We start from the raw sequence: 24,311 nt of genomic DNA, 5'->3' as shown, positions 1-24,311 counted from the left end.
AATATTTTACTTTCTATAATGAATAAACCTGAAAAAGGCATAATTGTATGCGCGATCGGACATTAAAACGAATTTTTATCCTCGCAGGGATCGCACTGATACTCTGGGTTTTATATTTGCTTAAGCCTGTAGTAGTGCCATTTATTGGCGCTTTTTTATTAGCTTATTTATTTAGCCCGATTGTGGAAAAGCTTGATAAGTTTTTACCACGTTGGTTAGCGATTTCAGTTGTATTTGTTGGCATTGGTATTGTTCTGACTTGGGCAATGTGGTTTGTAGTGCCTTTAGTGTGGAAGCAATTGATTTATGCGCGAGATAGTATTCCTGCGGCCATCCATTGGGTCAATTATACCTTGTTGCCTTGGGTTTCTCAGACGTTTAATGTTGAACGTATGGAACTCGACACAGATCAAATTTCCAAAGTTGTTATGGAATATGTACAAACCAATTACAGTGCAGACAGTATTCAAGCGATGGCACTTAAAATTGCGCAATCGGGGCTAAGTTTTATTTCCATTGGCGGTACAATTGTACTTATTCCGATTATTGCATTTTATTTTCTTTTAGATTGGAATCGTATGTTAATGAGTATGAGAAATTTAATTCCTCGTGCTTATGAACAAAGTACTTTAAAAATTGTGGGTGAATGTCACAGTGTTTTAGGTGCCTTTGTGAAAGGACAATTCCTTGTCATGTTTTTACTTGGTGTTGTGTATGCGGTTGGCTTACAGTTGGTTGGGCTTGAAGTTGGCTTGATCATTGGTATGGTTGCAGGCTTGTGTAGCATTATTCCTTACTTGGGTTTTGGTGTAGGCATTATTGCAGCGATGATTGCGGCATTTTTCCAATTCGGCTTGGACTGGACACATTTAGTGCTGGTTCTAGTGGTATTTGGGGTAGGACAAATTATTGAAGGTTATGTTTTACAACCATTCTTATTAGGCGATAAAATCGGATTATCGCCTGTCGCTGTGGTTTTTGCCGTGTTGGCAGGAGCACAATTAGCAGGCTTTATGGGGATGCTCATCGCGCTACCTGTTGCTGCGGTTATTGTTGTGCTATTAAAACATGCACGAGAATGGTATGAACGAAGTTCACTTTATCAGGACTCTACCTCAGTTGGCATTGAAAATAATGAAAATAGCCATATAGTTTCAATAGAAAGTGAGCATATTAATCTTGATCTTGAGATTCAAAACACGCAACATAATGACGAACCCTCAACCAAATAATGATCTGTTGTTAAGGAATAATGAAAATATATGCGTCAATTACAGTTGGATATAGAGCCACAACTAGATGCCAAAATCAGTGATTTTTCTGGCCCAGGTTGGGGACCTGTAATTGATGCAGTCAGACAATTACATGCAGGTTTGATGAACCGTTTCTATATTTATGGTGGAGCGGGATCGGGAAAAAGCCACTTGCTTTCAGCGATTTGTGATTCCTATTTAGAAATAGGTAAATCTGCGATCAAAGTTTCTCTTTTAGAGTTGCTTGATGCTCCGATTGAGGCGATTAGTGCTTTAGAAACCTATGATTTAGTTGCATTGGATGATATTGAAGCGATCAGTGGTGTACCACATTGGCAAAAAGCAGTTTTTCATTTAATTAATAGTAATAATGAAGACGGTGGTCAGTTGGTCTTTTCATCACGTTTTGCTCCGATTGAATTAAAATTAGAATTACCAGATTTACAGTCTCGCTTAACCCAAGCTGTAAGCGTCAAAGTTCCAAATGGACATTCTTATGCAGACCGTCAGGCATTATTAAATTCTGTCTTAGCACGGCGCGGTCTACATTTTGATCCACAAATAACCGAATATCTGCTATTACATGGTGCACATCAAACCAGTACACTGTTGCAGTCAGTGGATCGTTTGGAAAAATTATTGAAAGGTGAGAAGGTAAAACTTTCTCATGCAACACTGAGACAAATCTATGCACTGATCGATGAGTACCGTCCACAATAAAATTCTTGAGAATTTTATTAAGCTGTGACAAAGTACGCACAAGGAATGTTAGCAAAGCTTTATGCTGGCTTATAAGAAATAATTAAAAGAAATCAAGGAGACTATAATGCTCAAACGGGGCATAGGCTTAGGATTATTATGTATTACTGGTCATGCATTTAGTGCAAATATTGTGGTGACAACAACAGAAGATGTTGTAAAAGCCGATGACCAATGTTCCCTTCGTGAAGCGATTGAATATGTCAATAAAGGCTTGCCTGAAGCGGGTTTCAATGGCTGTGGTGGTAAAGAAACCTCAGCAGTGATTGAACTGAAAGGCAAACAAGAATATGTCTTGAAAAGTCAAATTTCTATTGCACAAAGTGTTGATATAAGATCAGTTTATGATACTACGGTAACAGATGCGAACAGTCAGGTCGGATTGTCGAATGCTGTAATCAAAGCATCAGGTAATCATCGTTTATTTAATATTAAAAAAGTTCTCTTGCCTGTTGATAAGAACCAAACGCAAGCTGAAAAAGATGCAAAAATTTCAGTCAATCTTTCAGAGCTTACGTTACAGGGTTGTGGTACAAGTCGTTGTGAGGCACAAGGTGGTTTGATTTACAACAATGAAGCACTCTCCATTACCAATGCACGTCTTTTAAATGGTACTGCCGATCAAGGTGGTGCAATTTATAATGCAGGTGTTCCAGGCTCAAGTTTTAACTGGAGTGTGGTGAGTATTGAAAAGTCATTTATCAAAGGTAACAAAGCAGCACAAGGTGGTGTGGTTTATAGTGAAGTGCCACAATTTTTGATTGCGCAGTCTGTTGTGCGTGATAATGAAGTGACTGATAGTAACTCATCATTATTTGAGGCAAAGTCACCTTTTAGTGCAGAGATCAGTAAAAATTTATCTGCATCTACACTGACACGTGGTATTTTTAGCAGTACGATTTTTAATAATAAAGGCTATATCATCAAAGTCTTAGATGATATGCAAGTGATTAACACTACGATGATTTTAAATAGCATGGGCTTGGTTGTGAATGCGCCAAACAAAAAAGGCTATGTTGCCAATAGTATTTTGGCAAAAAATGGTTCGCAAGACTGTAAAATCGTTGCTGGTGGTGAAGCCAATCAGATCAGTAATAACCTTTATTCTGTGGGGTGTGGTGGTACAGGGGCGCAAGCTTTGGGCAATACCACTTTAATTGCAGGTAAAACCACAGAAGGTAAGTGTGATCTAAGTTCAACAGGAATTTTATGCCCATATAATCCTGCAAAAGATACAGTGATGAGTTTCTTCAAGCCTCGCTTAATTGAAAGTTATAAAACCATCGCAGACTCACCTATTGTGAATAAAGGTCCACAAAATAGTGACCTCTTGGCTTGTGTAGTGGATCAGCGTAATACAAAACGTCCAAATAATGCTAAGTTATGTGACCGTGGGGCAATTGAATTGTCTGTAGATACCAGTACAAATACGACGGTCGGTGAAGATATTCACTATGGTGAAATTGCTAAATTTAGTCTTTCAACCAATACGGAAAATGGCGCATCTGTAAAACTAGCTCTTCCAGATCAATTACAAGATGGTGAATTGGTTACGCCTGCACAATGTACAGCATTATTTGGCAAACCGACCGATGGTAGTCCTTGGAAACCAGGTTGTTTAAAAGTTGTGCAAACCAATACGCCTTCAAAAGGCACATTAACAGTGACCCAAGATGGTGATATTACTTATGTCCCGAATGGTAATTGGCATGGTTCAGATGAGTTTCAGTTAAAAGTGGTGACCTCAACCACGTATTTTAGCGACAATACTGAGCCTTATATCGCAATTAATGCACGCGTTGTACAAGCACCTGTGAATAATTTTGAAGATAAAAAAGTAAAAACTTCGGGTGGTGGTGTTGGTGTTATTGCATTATTCACTTTATTTGGCTTGATCGGATTACGCAGAACTAAAAAATAATAAGGGAATAAGTGATGAAACATTATAAAAAAGGGGTATTAACCCTAATGGTTTTATCTGCAATGTCATTAATGGCGGCAGAAGATCGAACAATTTATGTCACCACATTTGCCGATGAAAATGGTGAAAATACAGATAAATGTTCTTTGCGTGAAGCGGTAATCACGGCATCTACACATAAGGCATTTGGTGGCTGTAGTGCAGGACAACCGCATAGTACGGTCACGAATGTGATTCAGTTGGAAGCAGGTGAATATCAATTAAAGTCAGAATTGCAGCCAAGTTCAGCGATGCTGATTGTGGGCAAAGAACCAGCAGACTATAGCAAACCTGATGTATTAACAAATAGTTATCCTGCGGCAACTGCACTAAAAACCACCATTAATGCACAGGGATCATCACGTATTTTTAATACCAATAATACCAGTGCACCGAGTTTAACTTTGACTAATTTAAAATTAATCAATGGTTCAAGTAAAAATGAGCGCACCAATGCAGGCGGAGCGCTTTATCTAGGCGGACCAACAATTTTAAATAATGTTTCGATTGAAAATTCGAATGCACAAACTGGTGGCGCAATTTATTTGAATGGTACCCATAGTGATTTAACCATTACGCATGGTACCTTTCAAAAGAATAATGCAGTTACAGGTAGCCTCTTAGCAATGACCTGTAGTGATCAGTTAAATGATACCAAACGCAGTATTGCAATTTCGAGTGCAAGCTTTTTAGGCAATGGTGCGGCAAATAGCAATAGTATGTTTGCATTTTGTGGTCAGCCTGATGTGAACTTTTCTGCAAATACCATCACTGAAAATACAGCAAATGCAAATAACGGCAGTATTATTCAATTTAGTGCAGTAACACCACAAGGCAATGTAAGTTTGAGCGACTTATCAAGTATTGTATTGCTCAGTAATACCATCGTTAAAAATTCAGCATGGTCAACCTTCTTATATAATGCTCCAACCAGTAAGACCTTAGGTTTTAATGTCCTCGCTTATAATGGCAATGGTAAATCTTGTCGTTATACAGGCAATGACTTGGCAACAGTTGATAAGCCAAATATGACTGTGGAAAAAAATGCATGGGCATTATCAGCAAATAGTGCAAACTCAAGTTGTGAATTACCTGCTAAAGTCACAGCCACTGAAGCTGTAAAAAATTCAGTAGATTTGAGCAATATTGCATTTTCAAGTGTATTGAGTAGTTTACAACCTGCATCACAATATACAGGTTTTATGCCTTTATATTTCCCTCTAAATATCAAAGGGGCGAGTGTAAGTTTAGTCGATACCAAAGCATACTCTTGTAGTGGATATGATCAACGTGGGGTAGGTCGAGTCAATGCGAGCGAGTCAAAAACCTCAGATCAATCCAACTCATGTGATATTGGTTCAACAGAAATTGTACGTTTAACTGCATTTAAAGCAGAATTAACCAACGGTTCTGTCGTGACGTTATTGGATCAATACAAAGGTTATGCTGACAAGTTTAAAACCTTAATTGAAGATAAAACCACCAAACCTGAATTCTTACCGTATTACAAAGCAGAGCAAGCCAAATATAGCAATCTTGCAAATATTAAAACCAAGCAAAAATATCGTACTATTTTCTTTGATCCATTTGTTTCAAACCTGCCACATGAGATTGAGTTAGGAAATGGCGGACGAGAAATTAAACATTTGAATGCTCAGAATTATTTGGTTGAAGTCAATGCTAAAGGTATCGGTAACATTTCTGAAAATGTTGAAAATATTAAGCCAGATGCAAATCTTAAGTGTGAATGGGATGCAAGCTTAGGTTTGATCAAAATGTGGCGTGTTGATGACCATGTTACGCCAACGGGTGATAAAGAATTTTGTCAGTACACTTTAAGATTAAACGCGGATCGAACTAAATCATCTTCAGCCTACATTTTAGGCACATTTGGTAATATTGCACCGATTGCCAAAGATGCTGAATTTACAGTGAAAGAAGGTTCAGATAAGAAAGTCACCGTTGATTTACTGAATTATGTTAATGATGATGGTGATGGTTTAGTTAGTGCTTTGACAGATCAGAAGTTAAAAAACAAATTGGCTTATTATACCAATGCCAATGGACAGGATTTAGCAATCCGTATTACTAAAAAAATTGATCCTTTGCTTTTTAGTGCAGAACGTAGTGGACCTTGTCCGGGTGAAGACCGTTTATATACCTGTTATGGTGGTAAAATTACCGTTCAGTATAAAAATACTTTAGATCCATTCAGTTATAAATTTAATTATGCAGTTTATGACGCCGATGGATTGATCTCAAATGAAGCGACTGTGAAATTGAACAATACCGCCACAGCGGAAAATAGTGTTCGCAACAGTGGTGGTGGTTCAATGGGATGGTTTGGTATCTTGGGTCTCATCAGTTTAGTTGGTTATCGCCGTTATAAAGATGCTCGTAACAAATAATCAATAACTTCATGAAAAACCAGTGCTTGCACTGGTTTTTTTATTGTTGATGATTTAAATCAGTAGCTTAACGCTCAACGTTTACATATTTCTATATTTAAAATTTTAAAATTGTATTATAAGTTTGCATAAGACTTGTATTTTATGCCTGTGCAAGCCATAACATAGATGTATAATTTTTATATGATTTTGCCATGACCCAATTGATTTCATTGACACCTTTACAGCATATTCAGATTGATCCTGAGGAATTGTTGTCGATTAAACGCAATGATTTGGTACCGCTATTAGATAATCAAAGTCGTTTAAATTTATATGCAGATCAGTTAATTCAAGCACAATCCGTGTTACTCAACGGCGTAGATGCACAGTTGACACAGAAACTTAGTCAAGTCATTGCACAAATTATTCAACAACTCTCAAATTCGCAAAAAAAGCTCAAACAGCGTAAATTTAATGCTTTACAAAAATGGCTTGGATTAGACTTAGAGTTTAGTGCGGGACAGGTGAAATATTTTAGAGATTTAGATGTTTTGATTCAGGAAGCCAATTATTTAAATCAAAAAATGGCCATTGAAATTCAAAAATCACAAGCACGTTACCAGCAAGCACTTGGTTTCCGTGAGCAAATGGCAAAGTATATTCGAGCAGCACAAGAATTTTTAGGTGAATATCCTTCCTTTGTCAAAAATAGACATCCTTTAGATAATTTTGCAGAACGATTATCGAAAAAAATTCATACTTTAGAGACTCTGCAAGCCAGTAATGATATTGCTTTGGCGCAAATGCAACTGACACAACAATTATCATTGAGTTTGATGGATCGTTTTAAAGAAGCACAACAAGTGTTGATTCCTGCTTGGCAATATCATTTAAAACAAAACTCAGAGCAACAGTCGAGAGAGTCAGTACAAGAGCTCGACCAAAGCCGAGAGAAATTGATCAACTCATTGAAAAAATCATTAGAGCAAAAATAGGGGTGTGTGATGACAGAATTAGATAAAAATGTCTTGGTTGAATCTTCGGCAGACTTACAACAACGTTTTGAGCAGCTCAGCCTTAAAGAGATTGGTTTAAATGCTGATGACTATCATGAAGTGCTCAATGCACAAAAAGAGTTGCTTAATATTGACCATCATGCAGTGGCTGAATATGGTAAAAATATTGCAACTAAAACCTCATCTTATACGGATGAATTGTTAGATTTGGTCAAAAATAAAGACCTCGATGCCACAGGACAAAAACTCAATCAGGTCGTACAAGTTGCCCAACAGTTAAATACCTCAAGTATTTTAAATCAGTCAAAAAGTTCAGGCTTTTTTGGTGGCATTTTAAGTAAATTTAAAGGGGCTAAGCAAAGTTTTGATCAGCATTTTAATTCAACCAAAGAGCAGATTGAAAGTTTAGTTAAAGAAATTGAAACATCACAAAATGGTTTAAAAGCGCGGGTCAGCACTTTAGACAAAATGTTTGCTGCGGTACAAGAGGAATATAAACAATTAGGTATTTATGTTGCGGCAGGCAAACTCAAACAACAAGAGTTACAGCAAGAAATTTCAACACTGACCACACAAGAACAAGATCAACAGACGCATCAGCGAATTTATGATTTAAATCATTTAGCCAATAATTTGGAAAAACGAGTGAGTGATTTGCAAGTTCTACAGCAGTCTGCAATGCAAACTTTACCGATGATTCGTATTATCCAATCCAACAATATGATGTTGGTTGATAAGTTTTATGCGATTAAAAACATCACTTTACCTGCGTGGAAAAATCAAATTAGTTTGGCTATTTCATTGCATGAACAGCGTAATAGTGTACAGCTCGCAAATACCATCGATGATGCAACCAATGATTTATTAAAGCGCAATGCTGACTTATTACATCAAAATTCAGTAGATACTGCCAAAGCCAATCAGCGTTCAGTGATTGATATTGAAACCCTTGAACATGTGCAAAATACCCTCATTAAAACTGTAAATGATGTGATTCAAATCCAGAAAGAGGGGGTGCAAAAACGTGAGGAAGCTTCTGAGCGGATTCGTGCCTTGCAAAGTAATTTGAAACAATTGGTTTTGGAAAATACGCATTCTTCTTAAGCTTTTAGGAGAACATATTGTCACTTAAAGAAGATTATCCTGTACAGTCAGCAGATTTAAACACAGGCTTAGCCCGTTTAAAACAGCGCCAAGGTAAATTGACTGCATTGACTGTGTTGAGCTGTGTAGTGTTTATCGCAACGGGTTTAAGCTTGTTTATTCAGCAGGATGTGGTTTTTCATTTTTTAGGTTTGACACAAAATATTGCTCAACTGCATATTCCGTTGAGTGTAGACCAAAATTTACAGGCCTATGTTGAGCATCCAAATTATTTGATGAATTTATTTTCATGGTTTGGTTGGTTGTTACTTAAAGTTGTTGTGTCATTTATTGGCGCATTTTTCATTGTCGGTTTTTTAAAGAAATTTCGTTTTTTCTTGGTGCGTTTTCAGTCTTTTGTACTTAAATTTGTGGCTTGGATCATTGCTTTTGTGGTGTTGTGGTCAGGGCTAACGTATTTACAATATGATTGGCAAGACAATGAACAGTCCGCTTATGAAGAACTTGTGCATTATGATCGTAATATTCAACAAAGTCATATTTTTCAGTATTTGCAACACTCTGAAACTGCAAAACCTGTACAAGCCTATCTATTAGGACAGGCTGCGTTATTGCATAAGCCACAGGATCGAGATACAGCTACGGCATATGTTACACAATTGGTTCAGACTGAACGCACCGATCCACATTTTCTTGAATATGGCTTTAAACCTGAGCAGCTGTGGGCGATGCAACATGCTGTTTATGCAAAAGCAGTGACAGCCAGTACTGAAAAATTACAGCCTCGTATTGAAAATGCACAGTCGTGGTCAGCACTGATTCAAAAGGTTTTATTGGGAATTTTGACCTTATTTCTTATGCTGAGTATTGTTTTATATGCTTTGACACAACGATTTAAGCAACGTGTTATCCGGATTCAACGACAAATTCATTTGGACTAGTGTTTTGATAATAGAAGATCTCAGCTTATACAGAACATAGATTTTTAATAAATCGCATTGTGCGATATAGATGCAAAATAATGTTTATTATCAAATACTGAGTGTCATTGTTTTTCTTTGTATTTTATAAAATTTGGGATTGTGCAATTTATCATTATTGTGGATTAAAAAAACAGTCATGTTGTTGAGGTAGGGTCAACAGCATATATTTTAACGATAAGTATCATGACGTTATTGATCATTTTTGCTTTGATCTATCTGATTATATTATTGTTTAAAGTATTAAAAAGTAATTGAATGGAATTTAGATAAATAAAAAACCCGCCTCAGCAGGTTTTTTATTTACATTGAAAATGACTTATGCATTTTCACGTGCAATGGCACGGTAACCAATATCTTTACGGTATTGAACACCATCAAACGTCACTTTTTCACAAAGTTCTAAAGCTTTTGCTTGTGCTTCACCAATGGTATGACCTAAAGCAGTCACGCAAAGTACACGACCACCAGCCGTTACAATATCACCATTCTCAAGCGCTTTAGTACCTGCGTGAAATACTTTGGCATCGGTCATTACTGTGTCTAAACCAGAAATCACATCGCCATTGCTCGAAGTTTCAGGGTAGCCTTTAGATGCTAAAACTATACCAACAGTTTTACGTTCGTCCCATTCAGCTTCAGCAGGTAAGTTACCCGCAATACCCGCTTCAACCAAATCAACTAAAGACGATTTTAAACGCATCATAATAGGTTGAGTCTCAGGGTCACCAAAACGACAGTTAAACTCGATCACTTTAGGTTGACCTTGTTCATCAATCATCAAGCCTGCATATAAGAAACCTGTATACACGTGACCGTCTTTTTTCATACCTTCAACGGTAGGACGCATCACTTCATTCATGGTTTTTTCAAACACATCAGCCGTTACAACAGGCGCAGGTGAGTAAGCACCCATACCACCCGTGTTTGGACCTTGGTCGCCTTCAAAAATACGTTTGTGATCTTGTGAAGTTGCCATTGGCAGAATGTTGTCGCCATCAATCATACAAATGAAAGAGGCTTCTTCACCTGCCAAGAATTCTTCGATGACTACGCGAGAACCTGCATCACCAAATTTGTTGCCTGCAAGCATGTCATCAATCGCATCAAATGCTTCCTTGTTGGTCATGGCAACGATTACGCCTTTACCTGCAGCAAGACCATCCGCCTTGATTACAATTGGTGCACCATTTTTTTCAACAAATGCTTTTGCTGCATCGACTTCTGTAAATACATCATAAAAAGCCGTTGGGATGTTATGACGTTTTAAGAAGTGTTTCGCAAATGCTTTAGAGCCTTCTAATTGCGCTGCAAATTGAGTTGGACCCCAAATTTTTACACCAGCTTCACGGCAAGCATCGACTACACCATTGACAAGTGGCGCTTCTGGACCCACCACAATTAAATCAACTGCATTGTTTTTTGCAAAGTCTATAATTGCAGCGTTATCTAAAATATTTAAGGCAACATTTTCGCATTTATTTTCAGTTGCTGTACCTGCATTACCCGGTGCAACAAAAACTTTAGCGACTTTTTCATCTTGTGCGATTTTCCATGCAAGCGCATGTTCACGACCGCCATTACCCAAAACTAAAATATTCATCGGTTCATACTCCATGAATCGAAAATGACATAAAGTCCTCAGCCTTAAAAGGAGAGGACTTTATGCAAGATTATTAATCTGTATCTACAACAATGAATGACGTTGTCATTACAATGTAATGTCTAGTAATTAGTGGCGGAAATGACGCATGCCTGTGAACACCATTGCAATACCTGCTTCATCAGCAGCAGCAATCGTTTCTTCATCACGCATAGAACCACCCGGTTGGATAATGCATTTAATACCTGCTTTCGCAGCGTTATCAATACCATCACGGAATGGGAAGAATGCATCAGATGCCATGACTGCACCTTCAACCACTAAGCCAGCATGTTCAGCTTTGATTGCAGCAATACGCGCAGAGTTAACGCGGCTCATTTGACCTGCGCCTACACCAATGGTTTGACGGTTCTTCGCATAAACAATCGCATTCGATTTCACATATTTCGCAACTTTCCAAGCGAAGATCATGTCATCGATTTCTTGTTCAGTTGGTGCACGTTTTGTCACAACTTTTAAGTCATCTTTGGTGATCATGCCTAAGTCTTGGTCTTGAACCAATAAACCGCCATTTACACGTTTGTAGTCAAGTTGAGCTTGACGCGCATCAATTGCAGGAAGTTCGCCACATACAAGTACACGTACATTTTTCTTCACGCTAGTCACTTCAAGTACGCCATCAGCAATACTTGGTGCAATGATCACTTCGACGAATTGGCGGTCAACAATAGCTTGAGCAGTTGCAACGTCTAATTCACGGTTGAATGCAATGATGCCACCGAAAGCTGATTCTGGGTCAGTTGCATAAGCAAGATCATAAGCTGCTTGGATGCCGTCAAGAGAAACAGCAACACCACAAGGGTTTGCATGTTTTACAATGACACAAGCAGGTTTCGCAAATGATTTAACACATTCAAGTGCTGCATCAGTATCTGCAATGTTGTTATAAGATAGTTCTTTACCTTGTAACTGTTTCGCTGTAGAAACAGATGCTTCAGTCGCAGTTGCTTCTACATAAAAAGCAGCAGATTGATGCGGGTTTTCACCGTAACGTAAATCTTGAACTTTGTTCAATTGCGTATTGAAAGTACGGGCAAATTTATCTGCTTTACCTGCCTCGACACCTACGCGAGCACCTAAGTAAGATGCAATCATGCCGTCGTATTGTGCAGTATGTTCAAATGCTTTAACAGCAAGGTCAAAACGAGTTGCATGAGACAATGCACCATCCGCTTTAAGTTCTGCAATTACAGTTGCATAGTCAGCAGCATTCACCACAATACCTACAGAAGCATGGTTTTTCGCAGCAGCACGAACCATGGTTGGACCACCAATGTCGATATTTTCAATTGCATCTGCAAGTGAACAGTTTGGTTTTGCAACAGTTGCCGCAAATGGATAAAGGTTAACCACAACTAAATCGATCGCGTCGATATTGTGTTCAGCCATGACAGCTTCGTCTAGACCACGGCGAGCCAAAATACCGCCATGAATTTTCGGATGTAGCGTTTTAACACGACCGTCCATCATTTCTGGAAAACCAGTGTGCTCTGAAACTTCAACTACGGCAACATCGTTGTCTTTAAGCAACTTATATGTACCACCAGTAGATAAAATTTCTACCCCAAGAGCAGCAAGGTTTTGGGCAAATTCAACGATTCCAGTTTTATCTGAAACAGAGATTAAAGCGCGTTTAATAGTCATGATCTTCGTCAACAGTTCTTAAGTCTAGAGATTTAAACAAATAGGCAAAACGTAGGTAAAAAAAATGCCCACGCAAGCCGTGAGCATTTTATCATTTATTCACTCATTAAACCGTGAGCTTTTAACTTTTTACGTAAAGTACCACGGTTCAGTCCGAGAATTTCAGCAGCGCGAGTCTGATTCCCACGCGTATATTCTAAAACAACAGATAAAAGAGGTTTCTCCATTTCTGCTAGCACCATGTCATACACTTGAGATGGTTGCTCACCTTGCAATTGTGCAAAATAGTGGCGAACTGCGCGATCTACGTGAATACGTAAAGCGACATCAGATTGTGCAGTAAAAATAGGAGATTTGCTATTCATGCGAGTTAATCCGAAAATTCAGATACTACTTGGGTAAAGTAATATAAATGTGGTCTAAAAAATATCGAGCTCCGTTTTAGATCCTAAAACGGTGGGCTCTAAAACAAGAACAATTAGCTTGCCACAACCTAATGCAATTGAGTGAAAAATAAGCGTAACAATAAATTAATATTTGTTACTGATCACTTTAAAACAAAAACAATCCCTGATGCGCAAAATGAGAGATTAAGCACATGGTCAAGACTATATTTATTGTGAAAAATTGCGAGGAGTTTGCGGTACAAAGCTTTCGTGGCGCGTATGATACCATTGTCTAAGAAAAAGTGAGCAAGAAAACTACATTTTTTTTAATTTTTTTATAGTTTTTTTCAATATTAAGGGTGAATTATTTCTAATTTCCAACTGTCAATCTTTTTTTTCTGAATTGGTAACTTAAAATTAAAGCTATAAGGGCTATTTTGTGGAATGCGTCGAATCCGAGATAAACTTTCTACAAGATATTCATCAGAAGATATAATAAATGTTTTAAAGAGTTTGCCTTCCTTATTATATAGAGACACTTTAATTAAGGGTAATTCTAAGCTTTTGGAAAATTGATTGATCAACTGACCTGAAAACTCGGTTTCATTATTTAGCGTAGCTTTAACTTGTAGGTTGTTGACTAAAATTTTTTTATAACGTTGATCAATGGTTTCACAGCGTAATACTGAGCAGGTCTGAGTAAAAATTGTATTTAAAATAGGATAGCGGTCTAGTAGATTGGGGTTAAACCATAAAATTTGAAAACTTAAAATAGAAACCAAAGCAATATTGATCAATGTCCATATGATGTAATAAAAGCGAGTTTTTTGAATTTGTGCATGTGCTTTATGATTATGATGAGTCGCCAAATGTAAGGATGGAAAGGCATTAAAACCATCATCTTGTACAACTTTGAGGCTATTGAGATAAGTTCTTAAATCAATATTTGAGTTTTGAATTTTACGATTAAAAAAATCAGTAATATTGTTTTTCTCAAGTTCGAACGTTGTAGCATCGCCTGTTGGAAATTGGCTAAAAATAGGTTGGGTGACAGAATTAAGTGCAGTGATGTCATTTTCAGTAGAGCTGATCTCATTTAAATGAAGTAGTGCATTAAATTGAGTTGAGCATTTCGCACAACAAACCTCGCCGCCTGCAACAGTCAGTTGCATCACAGAGACTCGATATAAAGTTAAGCACTGGGGGCAGCGGGTTTGTTTGTCACTCATAAGTTTATCAATGTATGGATTTATGCTTGATGGCGTTTTCCTGAAATACGGCACCAATTTTCATCACGTTTTTCAACGTTTAATATATCAAAAAACTCAGCATATACTTGAGAAACATCCTCTACTTGTTCTTCAATGACACCTGCAAGTGCAAATTCACCCTCAGGTTTAATTAAAGTTGAAAATTCTTTCGCAAGCATCATGAGTGGACCTGCTAAAATGTTAGCAACAAAAACATCTGCTTGTTGTCCCGCCAATACTTGATTGAATTCTTCAGGCAAACCGACATACAGATTTTCCAATACACCATTTAACTCAGCATTTTGTTGTGTGGCTAAAACAGCTTGTGGGTCAATATCGGTTGCATACACTTTTTTTGCGCCAAGCAAAAGTGCCGCAACACCTAAAATGCCTGAACCACAACCATAATCAATGACGATCTTATCTTTCACATCAGTTTTGCCTAACCATTGTAAGCATAAGAACGTAGAAGCATGGTTACCTGTACCAAAAGCCAAACCTGGATCAAGTTTAATATTAACTGCATCAGCCTCAGGCGCTTCCATCCATTCGGGTACGATCCAGTATTTTTCAGCAATTTGAATGGGTTCGTAGGCATCCATCCATGTGCGTTCCCATTCTTGATCTTCTAAGAATTCACTACGCATCGGTTCTGTTGGTAGTTGTGTACGAATAAAGGTTTCTAAAGCGGCGACATCAATTTCTTCATTATCTTCTTGCGCATAAATGCCAGTGACAATCACTTTATTCCAAAGTGGTGTTTCACCTGGTAGTGGTTCAAGTAAGTCTTGGTTTTCAGCATCGTCAAGGGTAACGCTTACAGCGCCAAGTGAACTTAATAATGTTTCTGTAAAATCAACTTGAGCTTGCTCAACTGTAATATGAATTTGTAACCACTTCACGGCAAAGACCTAATACTTTTCTTAAAAGCAGTATTGTAGCGGAAACCATGCACTTGTGCTGTATCAAATTAAAAAATGGACGTTGAACGTCCATTTTAAACATAGGATCTGATATTAAGTGTTTGATAGAGAAGCAGAGGTCGAAACAGATTGATGGTCTGCCAAACGTGAAATGAGCATGCCAAAAATAGCTGCGAAAAAATACATAAAAATAGAATAGACCGCTGCTGGCATAGCAACGGTCGTGTTATTTATAACAGTCAATGCGATGGTCATGGCTAAAGTACTGTTATGAATGCCAATTTCAAAGGCGCAAGCGCGTGCTTGAGCACTACTAATTCCTAAAAAACGTGGGACAAAATAACCAATTAACAGGCTACAAATACAAAAAATAATCGTTGCAATTCCCACTTGAGCGATATATTCCACAATGTGCGCACGCTCTTTGGCAATGGCACCAATAATAATCAAAACTAAAAATACAACTGAAAAAATGCGTAAAGGCTTATTTAGTTTTTCACTAAAATGAGGTGCATAACGTCGAATGGTCATTCCTATAGCAACAGGAATGAGAATAATGGCAAAAACTTGCACTATTTTACTGAATTGCATGCTGATTTGCTGAGCATCGTTCATAAAATATTGAATCGAAAAATTAACAATGAAAGGTAGGGTTAGCGCGGCGATTACTGAGTTGATCGCGGTCAGCGTGATATTTAGCGCAATATCACCTTTAAATAAATAGCTAAATAAGTTTGCTGTACTTCCACCAGGTGAAGCAGCGAGCAGCATTAAACCGACAGCAAGTAAGGGCGGTAAAGCGAGGATTTTACATAGAATAAAAGCAATACCGACGAGGAGTACGAGTTGACAAAATAAAGCGATGACCACAGCTTTCGGATGTTGAGTGACTCGTGCAAAATCTTTTAGAGTAAGCTCAAGCCCTAAGCCAATCATAATAATGGCAAGAGCAAGAGGTAGCATCATGGTGATAATCCCTGAATCCATATACTTTTCCTTTTTGTTGTTTTAAATCGTGCTAAGTTTTAGCCTAAACGATTTATGGAAAAGTGGAATAGAAATTTAGAATAAATTAAGAATTATTTGATCGTATTGGACATTTTGATTAAAGCAAAAGGCGATCAATAAAAATTGATCGCCTTTTGAGTTATATTTTCAAGCTGAAAATAATAAAGCTTATTCATTTAAAGGCATTATTGTGCTACATCAGGTGCATCTACAGCAGCTTCGGGATTGGCTTGTTGTGTTGCATCAGTAGCTGGTGTTACTGCTTCAGGACTTGCTTGTTGCGTTGCATCAGTAGCAGGAGCTTCTGATTGAACCGCAGATGTACTTTCTACAGCTACAGCTGGTGTATTTTCAATTGTTGTAGGTTGAGCTTGAACAGCTGCTGTTGCACCACCTGCTGGTGCAGGGAAAGTAAATTGCAATTTACCATTTTCATTGGGTTCACAACTACCGTTATAAGTTACACCTTTATTGGCATAAACAACCCAATCTCCTTGCTTTTTATTTTTACAAACTTGAATTTGCTTGTTAACTTCCGCTTTGCTTGAGTTTTCATCTGCTGCATGGGCAAAGCTTGTACCTACAAAACACATAAGTGAAAGAGAAAGTACCTTTGAGATTGTATTTTTCATGACATGCATCCTTTATTTATTCAATCAAATAATAATGAGGGAAAAATAACCCTGATCTCTACGTTCGTTATTCATACTAGGAAATTTTTTAAGCAAGTTATATTTGATTTATGAGAGTGAACTGCTACAGAATGTGACGGTGTGTTAATAGTATGAAACCACGAAGGAAAATAAAAATTGTAAATCATCCTCATACTAAAGTTAAAAATTTGCTATAATTTTACGTCATTTTATTTTCTCTCAATTATCACTATGCATTATCCTAAAGTTTACGATGTCATTGTTATCGGCGGCGGTCACGCAGGTACGGAAGCAGCACTTGCTGCGGCACGTATGGGTCGACAGACTTTACTCCTTACTCATAACATTGAGACTTTAGGACAGATGAGCTGTAACCCAGCCATTGGTGGTATTGGTAAATCTCACCTTGTACGTGAAATTGATGCCTTAGGTGGTGCAATGGCATTGGCTGCCGATAAAGGCGGTATTCAATTCCGTATTTTAAATTCACGTAAAGGTGCAGCAGTACGTGCGACACGTGCGCAAGCGGATCGTATCCGTTATAAAGCTGCAATTCGTCATACTTTAGAAAACCAAGCAAATTTGGACATTTTCCAACAAGCAGCGGATGATTTAATTGTTGAAGGCGATACCGTAAAAGGTGTAGTCACACAAATGGGAATTCGCTTTGATGCGAAAACGGTTGTGTTGACCACAGGCACATTCTTAGGTGGTGTGATTCACGTGGGGTTAAATAATGCTTCAGGTGGTCGTGCAGGTGATCCTCCTTCGATTTCTTTAGCAGCGCGTTTACGTGAATTAAAACTACCTGTAGGTCGTTTAAAAACAGGTACACCGCCACGTATCGATGCGCGTTCAGTTGACTTCTCTGTCATGACACCACAACCAGGCGATTTCCCATCGCCAACCATGTCATTTATGGGGGATGTGTCGATGCACCCTGAGCAAGTCAATTGTTATATTACTCATACTAATGAACGTACGCATGACATTATTCGTGGTGGTCTAGATCGTTCACCAATGTATACAGGTGTGATTGAAGGTGTTGGGCCTCGTTATTGCCCATCCATTGAAGATAAAATCAATAAATTTGCAGATAAAAACTCGCATCAAGTGTTCTTAGAGCCCGAAGGTTTGGATACACACGAATTATATCCAAATGGTATTTCTACATCACTTCCTTTCGATGTTCAGTTTGAATTGGTTCGTTCGATTCGTGGTATGGAAAATGCACACATTCTTCGTCCGGGTTATGCGATTGAATATGACTATTTTAATCCGCAAGCGTTGAAGTTTTCTTTAGAAACCAAAGCGATCAATAACTTGTACTTCGCTGGTCAAATTAACGGTACAACAGGTTATGAAGAAGCAGGCGCACAAGGTTTATTGGCTGGTTTAAATGCTGCACGCCGTGCTTGGGATCAAGAGCAATGGACGCCGAAACGTGATGAAGCGTATATGGGCGTACTGGTGGATGATTTAATTACACTTGGTACAAAAGAACCGTACCGTATGTTTACTTCACGTGCGGAATATCGTTTGATGCTGCGTGAAGACAATGCGGATCAACGTTTAACACCAATTGGTCGTGAAATGGGCTTGGTGGATGATGCACGTTGGGCAAACTACTGTGACAAAATGGAAGCGGTAGAAACTGAAAAAGCGCGTTTACAGCATCTTTGGGCTGCACCAAATAATGCATTGGGTAAGAAATTCGTTGATTTGACAGGGGATGACTTGTCTAAAGAAACCAATGCGATTGATTTGCTGAAACGTCCAAATATCAATTTCTCACAAATTGCTGAAATCACGGGTTCAGAAGTGACTGCATTTGTCGGTGAGCAAATTGAAATTGCGGTGAAATATGCCGGTTATATCAACCGTCAGCAAGAAGATGTTGCGCAGATGAAGCGTTTAGAAGACACGCGTATACCTGCTGATTTTGATTATGATGTAGTTTCTGGTCTTTCTCGTGAAATTACCTTGAAGTTGAAAGATGTACGTCCTGAAACTTTAGCTCAAGCAAGTCGTATTCCAGGTGTAACACCTGCGGCAGTTCAGTTGGTAATGATTACGATTCGTAAAAATAATGCGGCGAAAAAGTCTGCATAATTTTTCAGCTGAAAAAAAACCCGCTAGATGCGGGTTTTTTTATACTTACAGTTGCTAAACTTAATTTTTATCCAGTATGGCATCGTAGGGCTATTTTGAAATCAGTAAATAGCCCAATAGATCTAACTCAAAAGTTTGTTCAATGTTTAAATACTCTTTGAAATCAATATTGATATCTTTTTGATAAGATTGAATAAATATCTCTCTTTTAGACTCAGGAAGATAATAGATTAAAGATAATAACGTGATGATTTCAAAATGGAGGTGTTTGGGTAAAAAGAATAGCGGAATTACATGATGTTGATGTGTTGATTTCTGATCAAGGTGCAAGATGACCGTTGCTTGGAAGAAATTAAGATTTTCTACACTGATATTGGTTTGTTCAATATCTTCAAGCACAATATTGAAAGACTTAAATAATGTTTGAATTTCAAGTCGTTGCTTAGAAATTCTTAAAAAAGGCTTTCCAAAGCGGATGAGAAATACAAAATAATAGAGTGAGATGAGAATGAATAAAAGACTGATGAATGCACAGCCAAATGCGAGTAGGGGGTGATGTAACTGAAATTCAAGATTTAAAAAATAAAATAGACAGGCAAAAACATAAGTGATAATAAAACTGAAAATGATAAGACTTAGGCGAGAACTGAATTTTAATGTAGGGGATGTAGACATCATGATTATTTTTGACTCAGCTTTTATAAAATAAGATTTTAATCAAGATTTAAATCTTATTTTGCCGTTGTTCTGCATCATGTTGAAATGCCAAACGAATGTTGTTACCAATTAAAATTACATTATTTTCTAAATAATATTGCCGCTCTTTTTCAGTGAAATATTGAGTGAGTTCAGGCTTGATCCCTAAATTCCATTGTTGAATGAGTTCATTACGTTGTTGGATATTCATGCGTTTGAATAAAGTAATCCATGTGGCAAAATCAAGATCGATGAAGTGATAACATTCTGGGAAAATACGAATACGTAAAACTTCTTTATAATCACCATAGCCCGTTTTTTGCTGTTTTTGAACATTCCAAGCATTTAATTGTAAGTCACACATCGTATTGCCATAAACGGAATGTATTTTTAAATCTGAAGTTTCAATATCAATAAATTTCACATATTCCGATTTTTTCCAAATACCCTCGTGAAACAGACCCTCTGCTGTAATTTTTAAATGTGGATGCCCAATTTTAAATAAGCGATAGGTTGCAAAACTACACAGATAAATAAGATAGCCAAAAAATAGTGCAAGTGCTGTATAAATAATACTGTGATGTGCAATTGCATTAACCATCATTATCAATGTTGCAAGGATAAAAATTAAAAGCAGGATGGGAAGTGTAAATTTATGGCGTTTATTTTGCTTAAAATAAAAAATATGAGAATTTTCAGACATATTTGATTGAATAAAATATTGTATTGAGTCTGAATCGTAAAATAAAAAAGCCCATGTCGCAATGCATGGGCTTTTTAAAATCTTGGCTCTTCCACCTGGGCTCGAACCAGGGACCTGCGGATTAACAGTCCGTCGCTCTACCGACTGAGCTATGGAAGAATAGATGGCTCTCCAACCTGGGCTCGAACCAGGGACCTGCGGATTAACAGTCCGTCGCTCTACCGACTGAGCTATTGGAGAATCTGATGCGCATTTTAGGGATGAAATAGCAACTCGTCAACAAGAGAATACACAGAAATGAATCGTTTGCTTTATAAATATGCATTTTGAACAAAAAAATGCTTATCATGCTATTTTTTAAGCAGAAAAAAATATTTTATCTGCTTTTGATGTATGGCTTTTCAGCATATTTCCATCAATGCCGATTACAAAATGCACTGCCTTGCTATTTCTTGTTGAAGTGTTTGACTGATGTCGAGTTGCTGCCACTTACAATTTTGAGTCACGAGCCACTCAAAATCTACCTGTTGTGGGTTAACTTCAATAGGTACAAGATTTTGAATAATATTTTGAATTTTATAACATGCTTTCACATGTACATGTGTTGAGCAATTAAAACGAACAACCTGATAGTCTTTTAACAGTTGCCATACTTCACTAAAATCCTCTAAATCTCTTAAATGATTTTGTGCCTGAACAATAGCTGCTTTTAATGCAGCTAAACTTTGAGGATGTTGTTCAGCCCAAGCTGCAGTGACGGCCAATACTTTGTCTGCAACACTTGGAATAATCTCTTGGCTACTGGCAATAATTTGACTATAGCCTTCTAATTCAGCTTGAGTATTCCACGGTTCCCCAACACAAAAACCATCAATCATTTGTTTAGAGATAGCCTCAACCATATACGGTGGTGGTAGGGTACAAAAAGGATATTGTGCTGCGACCTCATGATCTACCAGTGCTAACCATTCTCGTAAACTATAGTGATGGATCGAATGTTTAAAAACATGTGCCAGTTGTAAGGTTTGTCCATTTTTAAATGCATCGACGACTTTTGTCGCAGTTTGCTCGACACAATCATGTAAGCCAATATTCAGTTCATGGCATAACTGCTGACTTAAACTGATAAACGCTTTATTGGTACTGAGTACCAAAGGTGTTTGTAGCGGAATGCCAAGTTGATCATCACCCAATGCTGCGGCAGGTAGCATCGCGGATAAACAGTGCGCCGCATCTAAAAAACCAAAAGCTAAGCGATCACGTAAACTTGCCCATGATGCTTCTTTGACTAAGCTTACGTTTAAGCCTTGTTCAATAAAGTAGCCTTGATGTTGTGCCCATAACAGTGCAATACAATCCAAAAGTGGTACATAACCCAGTTGAATCTCTGTTTGTTCTAATGCTTTCATAATTCATCCTTTGTATGTCCTTGGAGCAGTGCTTGTGCATCAATGAGCCTACGTGCCATTTCACCGATGGTTATACGATGACTCATCGCATTTTTACGCAGTAATGCAAAGGCATTTTCTTCATTGATTTGGTGTAAATTCATAAGCAAGACCTTGGCTTTGTCGATGTCTTTACGGTCTGCTAATTTAGTTTTAGCTTCTTTTAAGTCATTGGTTAACTTTTTATGCTTTTTATATTGTTCAATTGCTATTTGTAAAATACTGTCTAATTTCGCAGGTTGTATTCCATCTACGATATAAGCAGTAATTCCAGCTTCAATCGCACTTTTGATGGTTTCTTTATGCCCATTTTTAGTGAAAAGCACAGTGGGTAAGTCAAATTGACTAACGCAGCTTTCAATAATATCCCGATGTGGATGATCCATGTCCAAAAGAATGACATCGGCATGAATTTGTTGTAGATAAAAGAGATCGAGTTGATCGGTCATAAGGCATGCAACGACCTCAAACTGATGTTCGATAAGGGTTTTTTTGACAAATTCTGCTCGATCAGAATCATCATCAATCAAAGCAATTTTAAGTTTTGACATGCGTATCAGGAAGCCTGAAAGTTATTATTTAATAAGCAATTTCTATACCAAAAAGAGCATATATTGCTTGAATTGGATTTAGCTTTGCGATGAATGCACTTTAATGATGCAAATTGCGCTGATTGATCGCACAGTAAAGCATAACAAACTTGCTCAACCATGAATCTAAAATATACTTATTTGTGGATTAGAATTATATTTTAAAAAATAAATTCATTTAAAAATAATAATATATGTTCTAACTTAAAAAGTTGGCACACCAGTTGCATAATCCTAACTGAGTCAAAGAAGACTCGATGAAAAATTTGTAAGACGGCCAACGACGTCCGCTCTGATCGAATCTGAAGTGCAATAGTTGCACAGCAGATAAACCTATACGTTCAGTTCTGGAAGGGGATGGTTATGTCTTCAAATATAAATTTGGATGCTAAAAAAGCAACAAAAATCAATCTTTTTAGTTTTAGCAGCGCAGCGATGAGAGCCTTCCACATGAGTTGGCTCGCATTTTTTGTCTGTTTCTTTGCATGGTTTGCTTGTGCACCTTTAATGCCAGTCATTGCTGGTGAATTTCATCTGACTAAAGATCAAATTGCCAATATTAATATTGCAGCAGTTGCAATCACAATCGTGGTTCGTCTTATCGTTGGGCCATTGTGTGATAAATACGGCCCACGCAAAACCTATACCGCTTTATTGATTCTCGGCAGTATCCCAGTATTTGGTGTGGCATCTGCGAATAGTTATGAATCATTCTTATTCTTCCGCTTATTGATTGGTGCGATCGGCGCGAGTTTTGTCATCACCCAATATCACACCAGTATCATGTTTGCACCAAATGTCGTAGGTACAGCCAATGCAACGACTGCAGGTTGGGGGAATGCGGGTGGTGGTGCAACTCAAGCGCTTATGCCGTTATTACTTTCTGCTTTAGTGATGTTTGGGATTGAAAAAGCTTTAGGTTGGAGAATTGCGCTGATCGTTCCTGGTGTGATGATGTTAATCGTCGGTGCGATGTATTGGAAATTTACCCAAGACTGTCCACAAGGTGATTTTAAAGCATTACGTGCCGAAGGCGTTCAAGTAGGAAGTGACAAAAAAGGTGGTATCGCAATTTTAATGCATGCCGCAAAAAACTACCGCGTTTGGATTTTATTTGGTGCATATGCGGCATGTTTCGGCATCGAAATTTTCATCCATAACATCATTGCGATGTACTACGTAGACCATTTCAACTTTGGTTTAAAAGAAGCGGGCATGGCAGCAGGGATCTTCGGTTTATTGGCATTGTTTGCTCGTGCATTGGGTGGAATTGTTTCAGACAAAGTAGCGACTAAAAAAGGCTTAGATGGTCGTACTAAAGTTCTCTTTGTGATGATTCTCATGGAAGGTTTATTCCTGATCGTCTTCTCACAAATGAATGTCCCAATGTTTGCCATCCTAGCAATGACGGTATTCGCACTATTCACACACATGGCATGTGGTGCAACTTATGCCCTAGTTCCTTTCATTGACCGTGATGCCTTAGGTGGCGTGGCAGGGATTATTGGTGCAGGTGGTAACGTTGGTGCAGTCGCAGCAGGTTTTTTACTCAAAGGTATGTTGGATATTCAAATTACACTGATGATTTTGGGTGGATTAGTAGTCATTGCAGCAAGCTTTGTATTGATGATTCGATTCTCAGTTGAACATAAAGAAAAAGAGCAAAAGTTATTTGAAGAAGCTGTCTTGGAACGCAACCGTATGGAGCAAGCTTCAGCGGCAACAGTTAAACAAAATAGCGCAGCTTAAAAGCCACGTATAAGCATAAGAATT

The 24,311-nt window shown here is 37.9% G+C and carries 19 protein-coding genes, 2 tRNA genes and 1 pseudogene; 9 read left to right on the top strand and 13 right to left on the bottom strand.

Going from position 1 to position 24,311, the window contains the following annotated elements; genetic code table 11:
- Nucleotides 1-47 precede the first annotated feature (47 nt).
- From cxpE to HUV91_RS07525, 7 genes are all read left to right on the top strand, one after another.
- On the top strand, nucleotides 48-1,232 hold the full coding sequence (cxpE, locus tag HUV91_RS07555) for a chloramphenicol efflux transporter CxpE (RefSeq protein WP_174493025.1): 1,185 nt from the start codon (nucleotides 48-50) through the stop codon (nucleotides 1,230-1,232).
- A gap of 30 nt (nucleotides 1,233-1,262) precedes the next feature.
- The gene (gene hda / locus HUV91_RS07550) at nucleotides 1,263-1,973 is read left to right on the top strand and encodes a DnaA regulatory inactivator Hda (RefSeq protein WP_130072854.1); all 711 of its coding nucleotides are present in this window, start codon (nucleotides 1,263-1,265) and stop codon (nucleotides 1,971-1,973) included.
- A gap of 106 nt (nucleotides 1,974-2,079) precedes the next feature.
- Nucleotides 2,080-3,933, top strand: a complete 1,854-nt coding sequence (gene rbtA / locus HUV91_RS07545) for a rhombotarget A (RefSeq protein ID WP_174493024.1) — start codon at nucleotides 2,080-2,082, stop codon at nucleotides 3,931-3,933.
- A 14-nt stretch (nucleotides 3,934-3,947) separates the two neighbouring features.
- Nucleotides 3,948-6,380: a CSLREA domain-containing protein gene (locus HUV91_RS07540; RefSeq protein WP_174493023.1), complete on the top strand. Its 2,433-nt coding sequence runs from the start codon at nucleotides 3,948-3,950 to the stop codon at nucleotides 6,378-6,380.
- 194 nt (nucleotides 6,381-6,574) lie between these two features.
- Nucleotides 6,575-7,357, top strand: a complete 783-nt coding sequence (locus HUV91_RS07535; protein WP_174493022.1) for a tellurium resistance protein — start codon at nucleotides 6,575-6,577, stop codon at nucleotides 7,355-7,357.
- A 9-nt stretch (nucleotides 7,358-7,366) separates the two neighbouring features.
- Complete coding sequence (locus tag HUV91_RS07530) at nucleotides 7,367-8,482, top strand: toxic anion resistance protein (protein ID WP_174493021.1); 1,116 nt, start codon at nucleotides 7,367-7,369, stop codon at nucleotides 8,480-8,482.
- Between the two features lie 17 nt (nucleotides 8,483-8,499).
- Entirely contained in the window at nucleotides 8,500-9,423 is a 924-nt protein-coding gene (locus HUV91_RS07525; protein ID WP_174493020.1) for a hypothetical protein, read from the top strand.
- A gap of 358 nt (nucleotides 9,424-9,781) precedes the next feature.
- Here HUV91_RS07525 and purD read toward each other — a convergent pair whose 3' ends face one another.
- The 7 genes and pseudogenes from purD to HUV91_RS16740 form a co-directional block, all read right to left on the bottom strand.
- The gene (purD, locus tag HUV91_RS07520) at nucleotides 9,782-11,065 is read right to left on the bottom strand and encodes a phosphoribosylamine--glycine ligase (RefSeq protein ID WP_174493019.1); all 1,284 of its coding nucleotides are present in this window, start codon (nucleotides 11,063-11,065) and stop codon (nucleotides 9,782-9,784) included.
- A 129-nt stretch (nucleotides 11,066-11,194) separates the two neighbouring features.
- A complete protein-coding gene (gene purH, locus HUV91_RS07515; protein WP_174493018.1) occupies nucleotides 11,195-12,769 on the bottom strand; it encodes a bifunctional phosphoribosylaminoimidazolecarboxamide formyltransferase/IMP cyclohydrolase in 1,575 nt (524 codons plus the stop codon).
- 95 nt (nucleotides 12,770-12,864) lie between these two features.
- Nucleotides 12,865-13,134: a DNA-binding transcriptional regulator Fis gene (gene fis / locus HUV91_RS07510; RefSeq protein WP_001086304.1), complete on the bottom strand. Its 270-nt coding sequence runs from the start codon at nucleotides 13,132-13,134 to the stop codon at nucleotides 12,865-12,867.
- Between the two features lie 374 nt (nucleotides 13,135-13,508).
- On the bottom strand, nucleotides 13,509-14,384 hold the full coding sequence (locus HUV91_RS07505; protein ID WP_130072846.1) for a DUF3426 domain-containing protein: 876 nt from the start codon (nucleotides 14,382-14,384) through the stop codon (nucleotides 13,509-13,511).
- A gap of 20 nt (nucleotides 14,385-14,404) precedes the next feature.
- Nucleotides 14,405-15,307 carry a 50S ribosomal protein L11 methyltransferase gene (gene prmA / locus HUV91_RS07500; RefSeq protein ID WP_174493017.1) on the bottom strand — a complete coding sequence of 301 codons (903 nt, stop codon included), beginning with the start codon at nucleotides 15,305-15,307 and terminating at the stop codon, nucleotides 14,405-14,407.
- Nucleotides 15,308-15,421: 114 nt separating this feature from the next.
- Nucleotides 15,422-16,315: a bile acid:sodium symporter family protein gene (locus tag HUV91_RS07495; protein ID WP_174493016.1), complete on the bottom strand. Its 894-nt coding sequence runs from the start codon at nucleotides 16,313-16,315 to the stop codon at nucleotides 15,422-15,424.
- A 419-nt stretch (nucleotides 16,316-16,734) separates the two neighbouring features.
- Nucleotides 16,735-16,968, bottom strand: a pseudogene (locus HUV91_RS16740) (hypothetical protein); the annotation flags it as partial.
- Nucleotides 16,969-17,220: 252 nt separating this feature from the next.
- Between HUV91_RS16740 and mnmG the strand changes: the two are divergent.
- Nucleotides 17,221-19,101 (top strand): tRNA uridine-5-carboxymethylaminomethyl(34) synthesis enzyme MnmG, encoded by a 1,881-nt coding sequence (mnmG, locus tag HUV91_RS07485; RefSeq protein ID WP_174493015.1) that lies wholly within the window; start codon nucleotides 17,221-17,223, stop codon nucleotides 19,099-19,101.
- A 90-nt stretch (nucleotides 19,102-19,191) separates the two neighbouring features.
- Here the strand turns inward: mnmG and HUV91_RS16540 are convergent, their stop codons facing one another.
- The 6 genes from HUV91_RS16540 to HUV91_RS07455 form a co-directional block, all read right to left on the bottom strand.
- Complete coding sequence (locus tag HUV91_RS16540) at nucleotides 19,192-19,500, bottom strand: hypothetical protein (RefSeq protein WP_194088752.1); 309 nt, start codon at nucleotides 19,498-19,500, stop codon at nucleotides 19,192-19,194.
- 325 nt (nucleotides 19,501-19,825) lie between these two features.
- On the bottom strand, nucleotides 19,826-20,401 hold the full coding sequence (locus HUV91_RS07475) for a hypothetical protein (protein ID WP_174493013.1): 576 nt from the start codon (nucleotides 20,399-20,401) through the stop codon (nucleotides 19,826-19,828).
- Between the two features lie 182 nt (nucleotides 20,402-20,583).
- Nucleotides 20,584-20,659: transfer RNA gene (locus tag HUV91_RS07470), tRNA-Asn, on the bottom strand.
- Between the two features lie 5 nt (nucleotides 20,660-20,664).
- A tRNA-Asn gene (locus HUV91_RS07465) sits at nucleotides 20,665-20,740 on the bottom strand.
- Nucleotides 20,741-20,925: 185 nt separating this feature from the next.
- Complete coding sequence (locus HUV91_RS07460) at nucleotides 20,926-21,909, bottom strand: ABC transporter substrate-binding protein (RefSeq protein WP_174493012.1); 984 nt, start codon at nucleotides 21,907-21,909, stop codon at nucleotides 20,926-20,928.
- Nucleotides 21,906-22,499 carry an ANTAR domain-containing response regulator gene (locus tag HUV91_RS07455; protein ID WP_174493011.1) on the bottom strand — a complete coding sequence of 198 codons (594 nt, stop codon included), beginning with the start codon at nucleotides 22,497-22,499 and terminating at the stop codon, nucleotides 21,906-21,908. Before HUV91_RS07455 ends, HUV91_RS07460 begins: the two co-directional genes overlap by 4 nt.
- Nucleotides 22,500-22,901: 402 nt before the next feature.
- Here HUV91_RS07455 and HUV91_RS07450 point away from each other — a divergent pair, with 402 nt between their 5' ends.
- Nucleotides 22,902-24,287: an MFS transporter gene (locus HUV91_RS07450; protein ID WP_174493010.1), complete on the top strand. Its 1,386-nt coding sequence runs from the start codon at nucleotides 22,902-22,904 to the stop codon at nucleotides 24,285-24,287.
- Nucleotides 24,288-24,311 lie beyond the last annotated feature (24 nt).

The organism is Acinetobacter sp. Marseille-Q1623 (assembly GCF_902809895.1).
Lineage (GTDB): Bacteria > Pseudomonadota > Gammaproteobacteria > Pseudomonadales > Moraxellaceae > Acinetobacter > Acinetobacter piscicola_A.
Note: the sequence above shows the minus strand (reverse complement) of the source record. Positions and strands in the feature narration are given on the sequence as shown.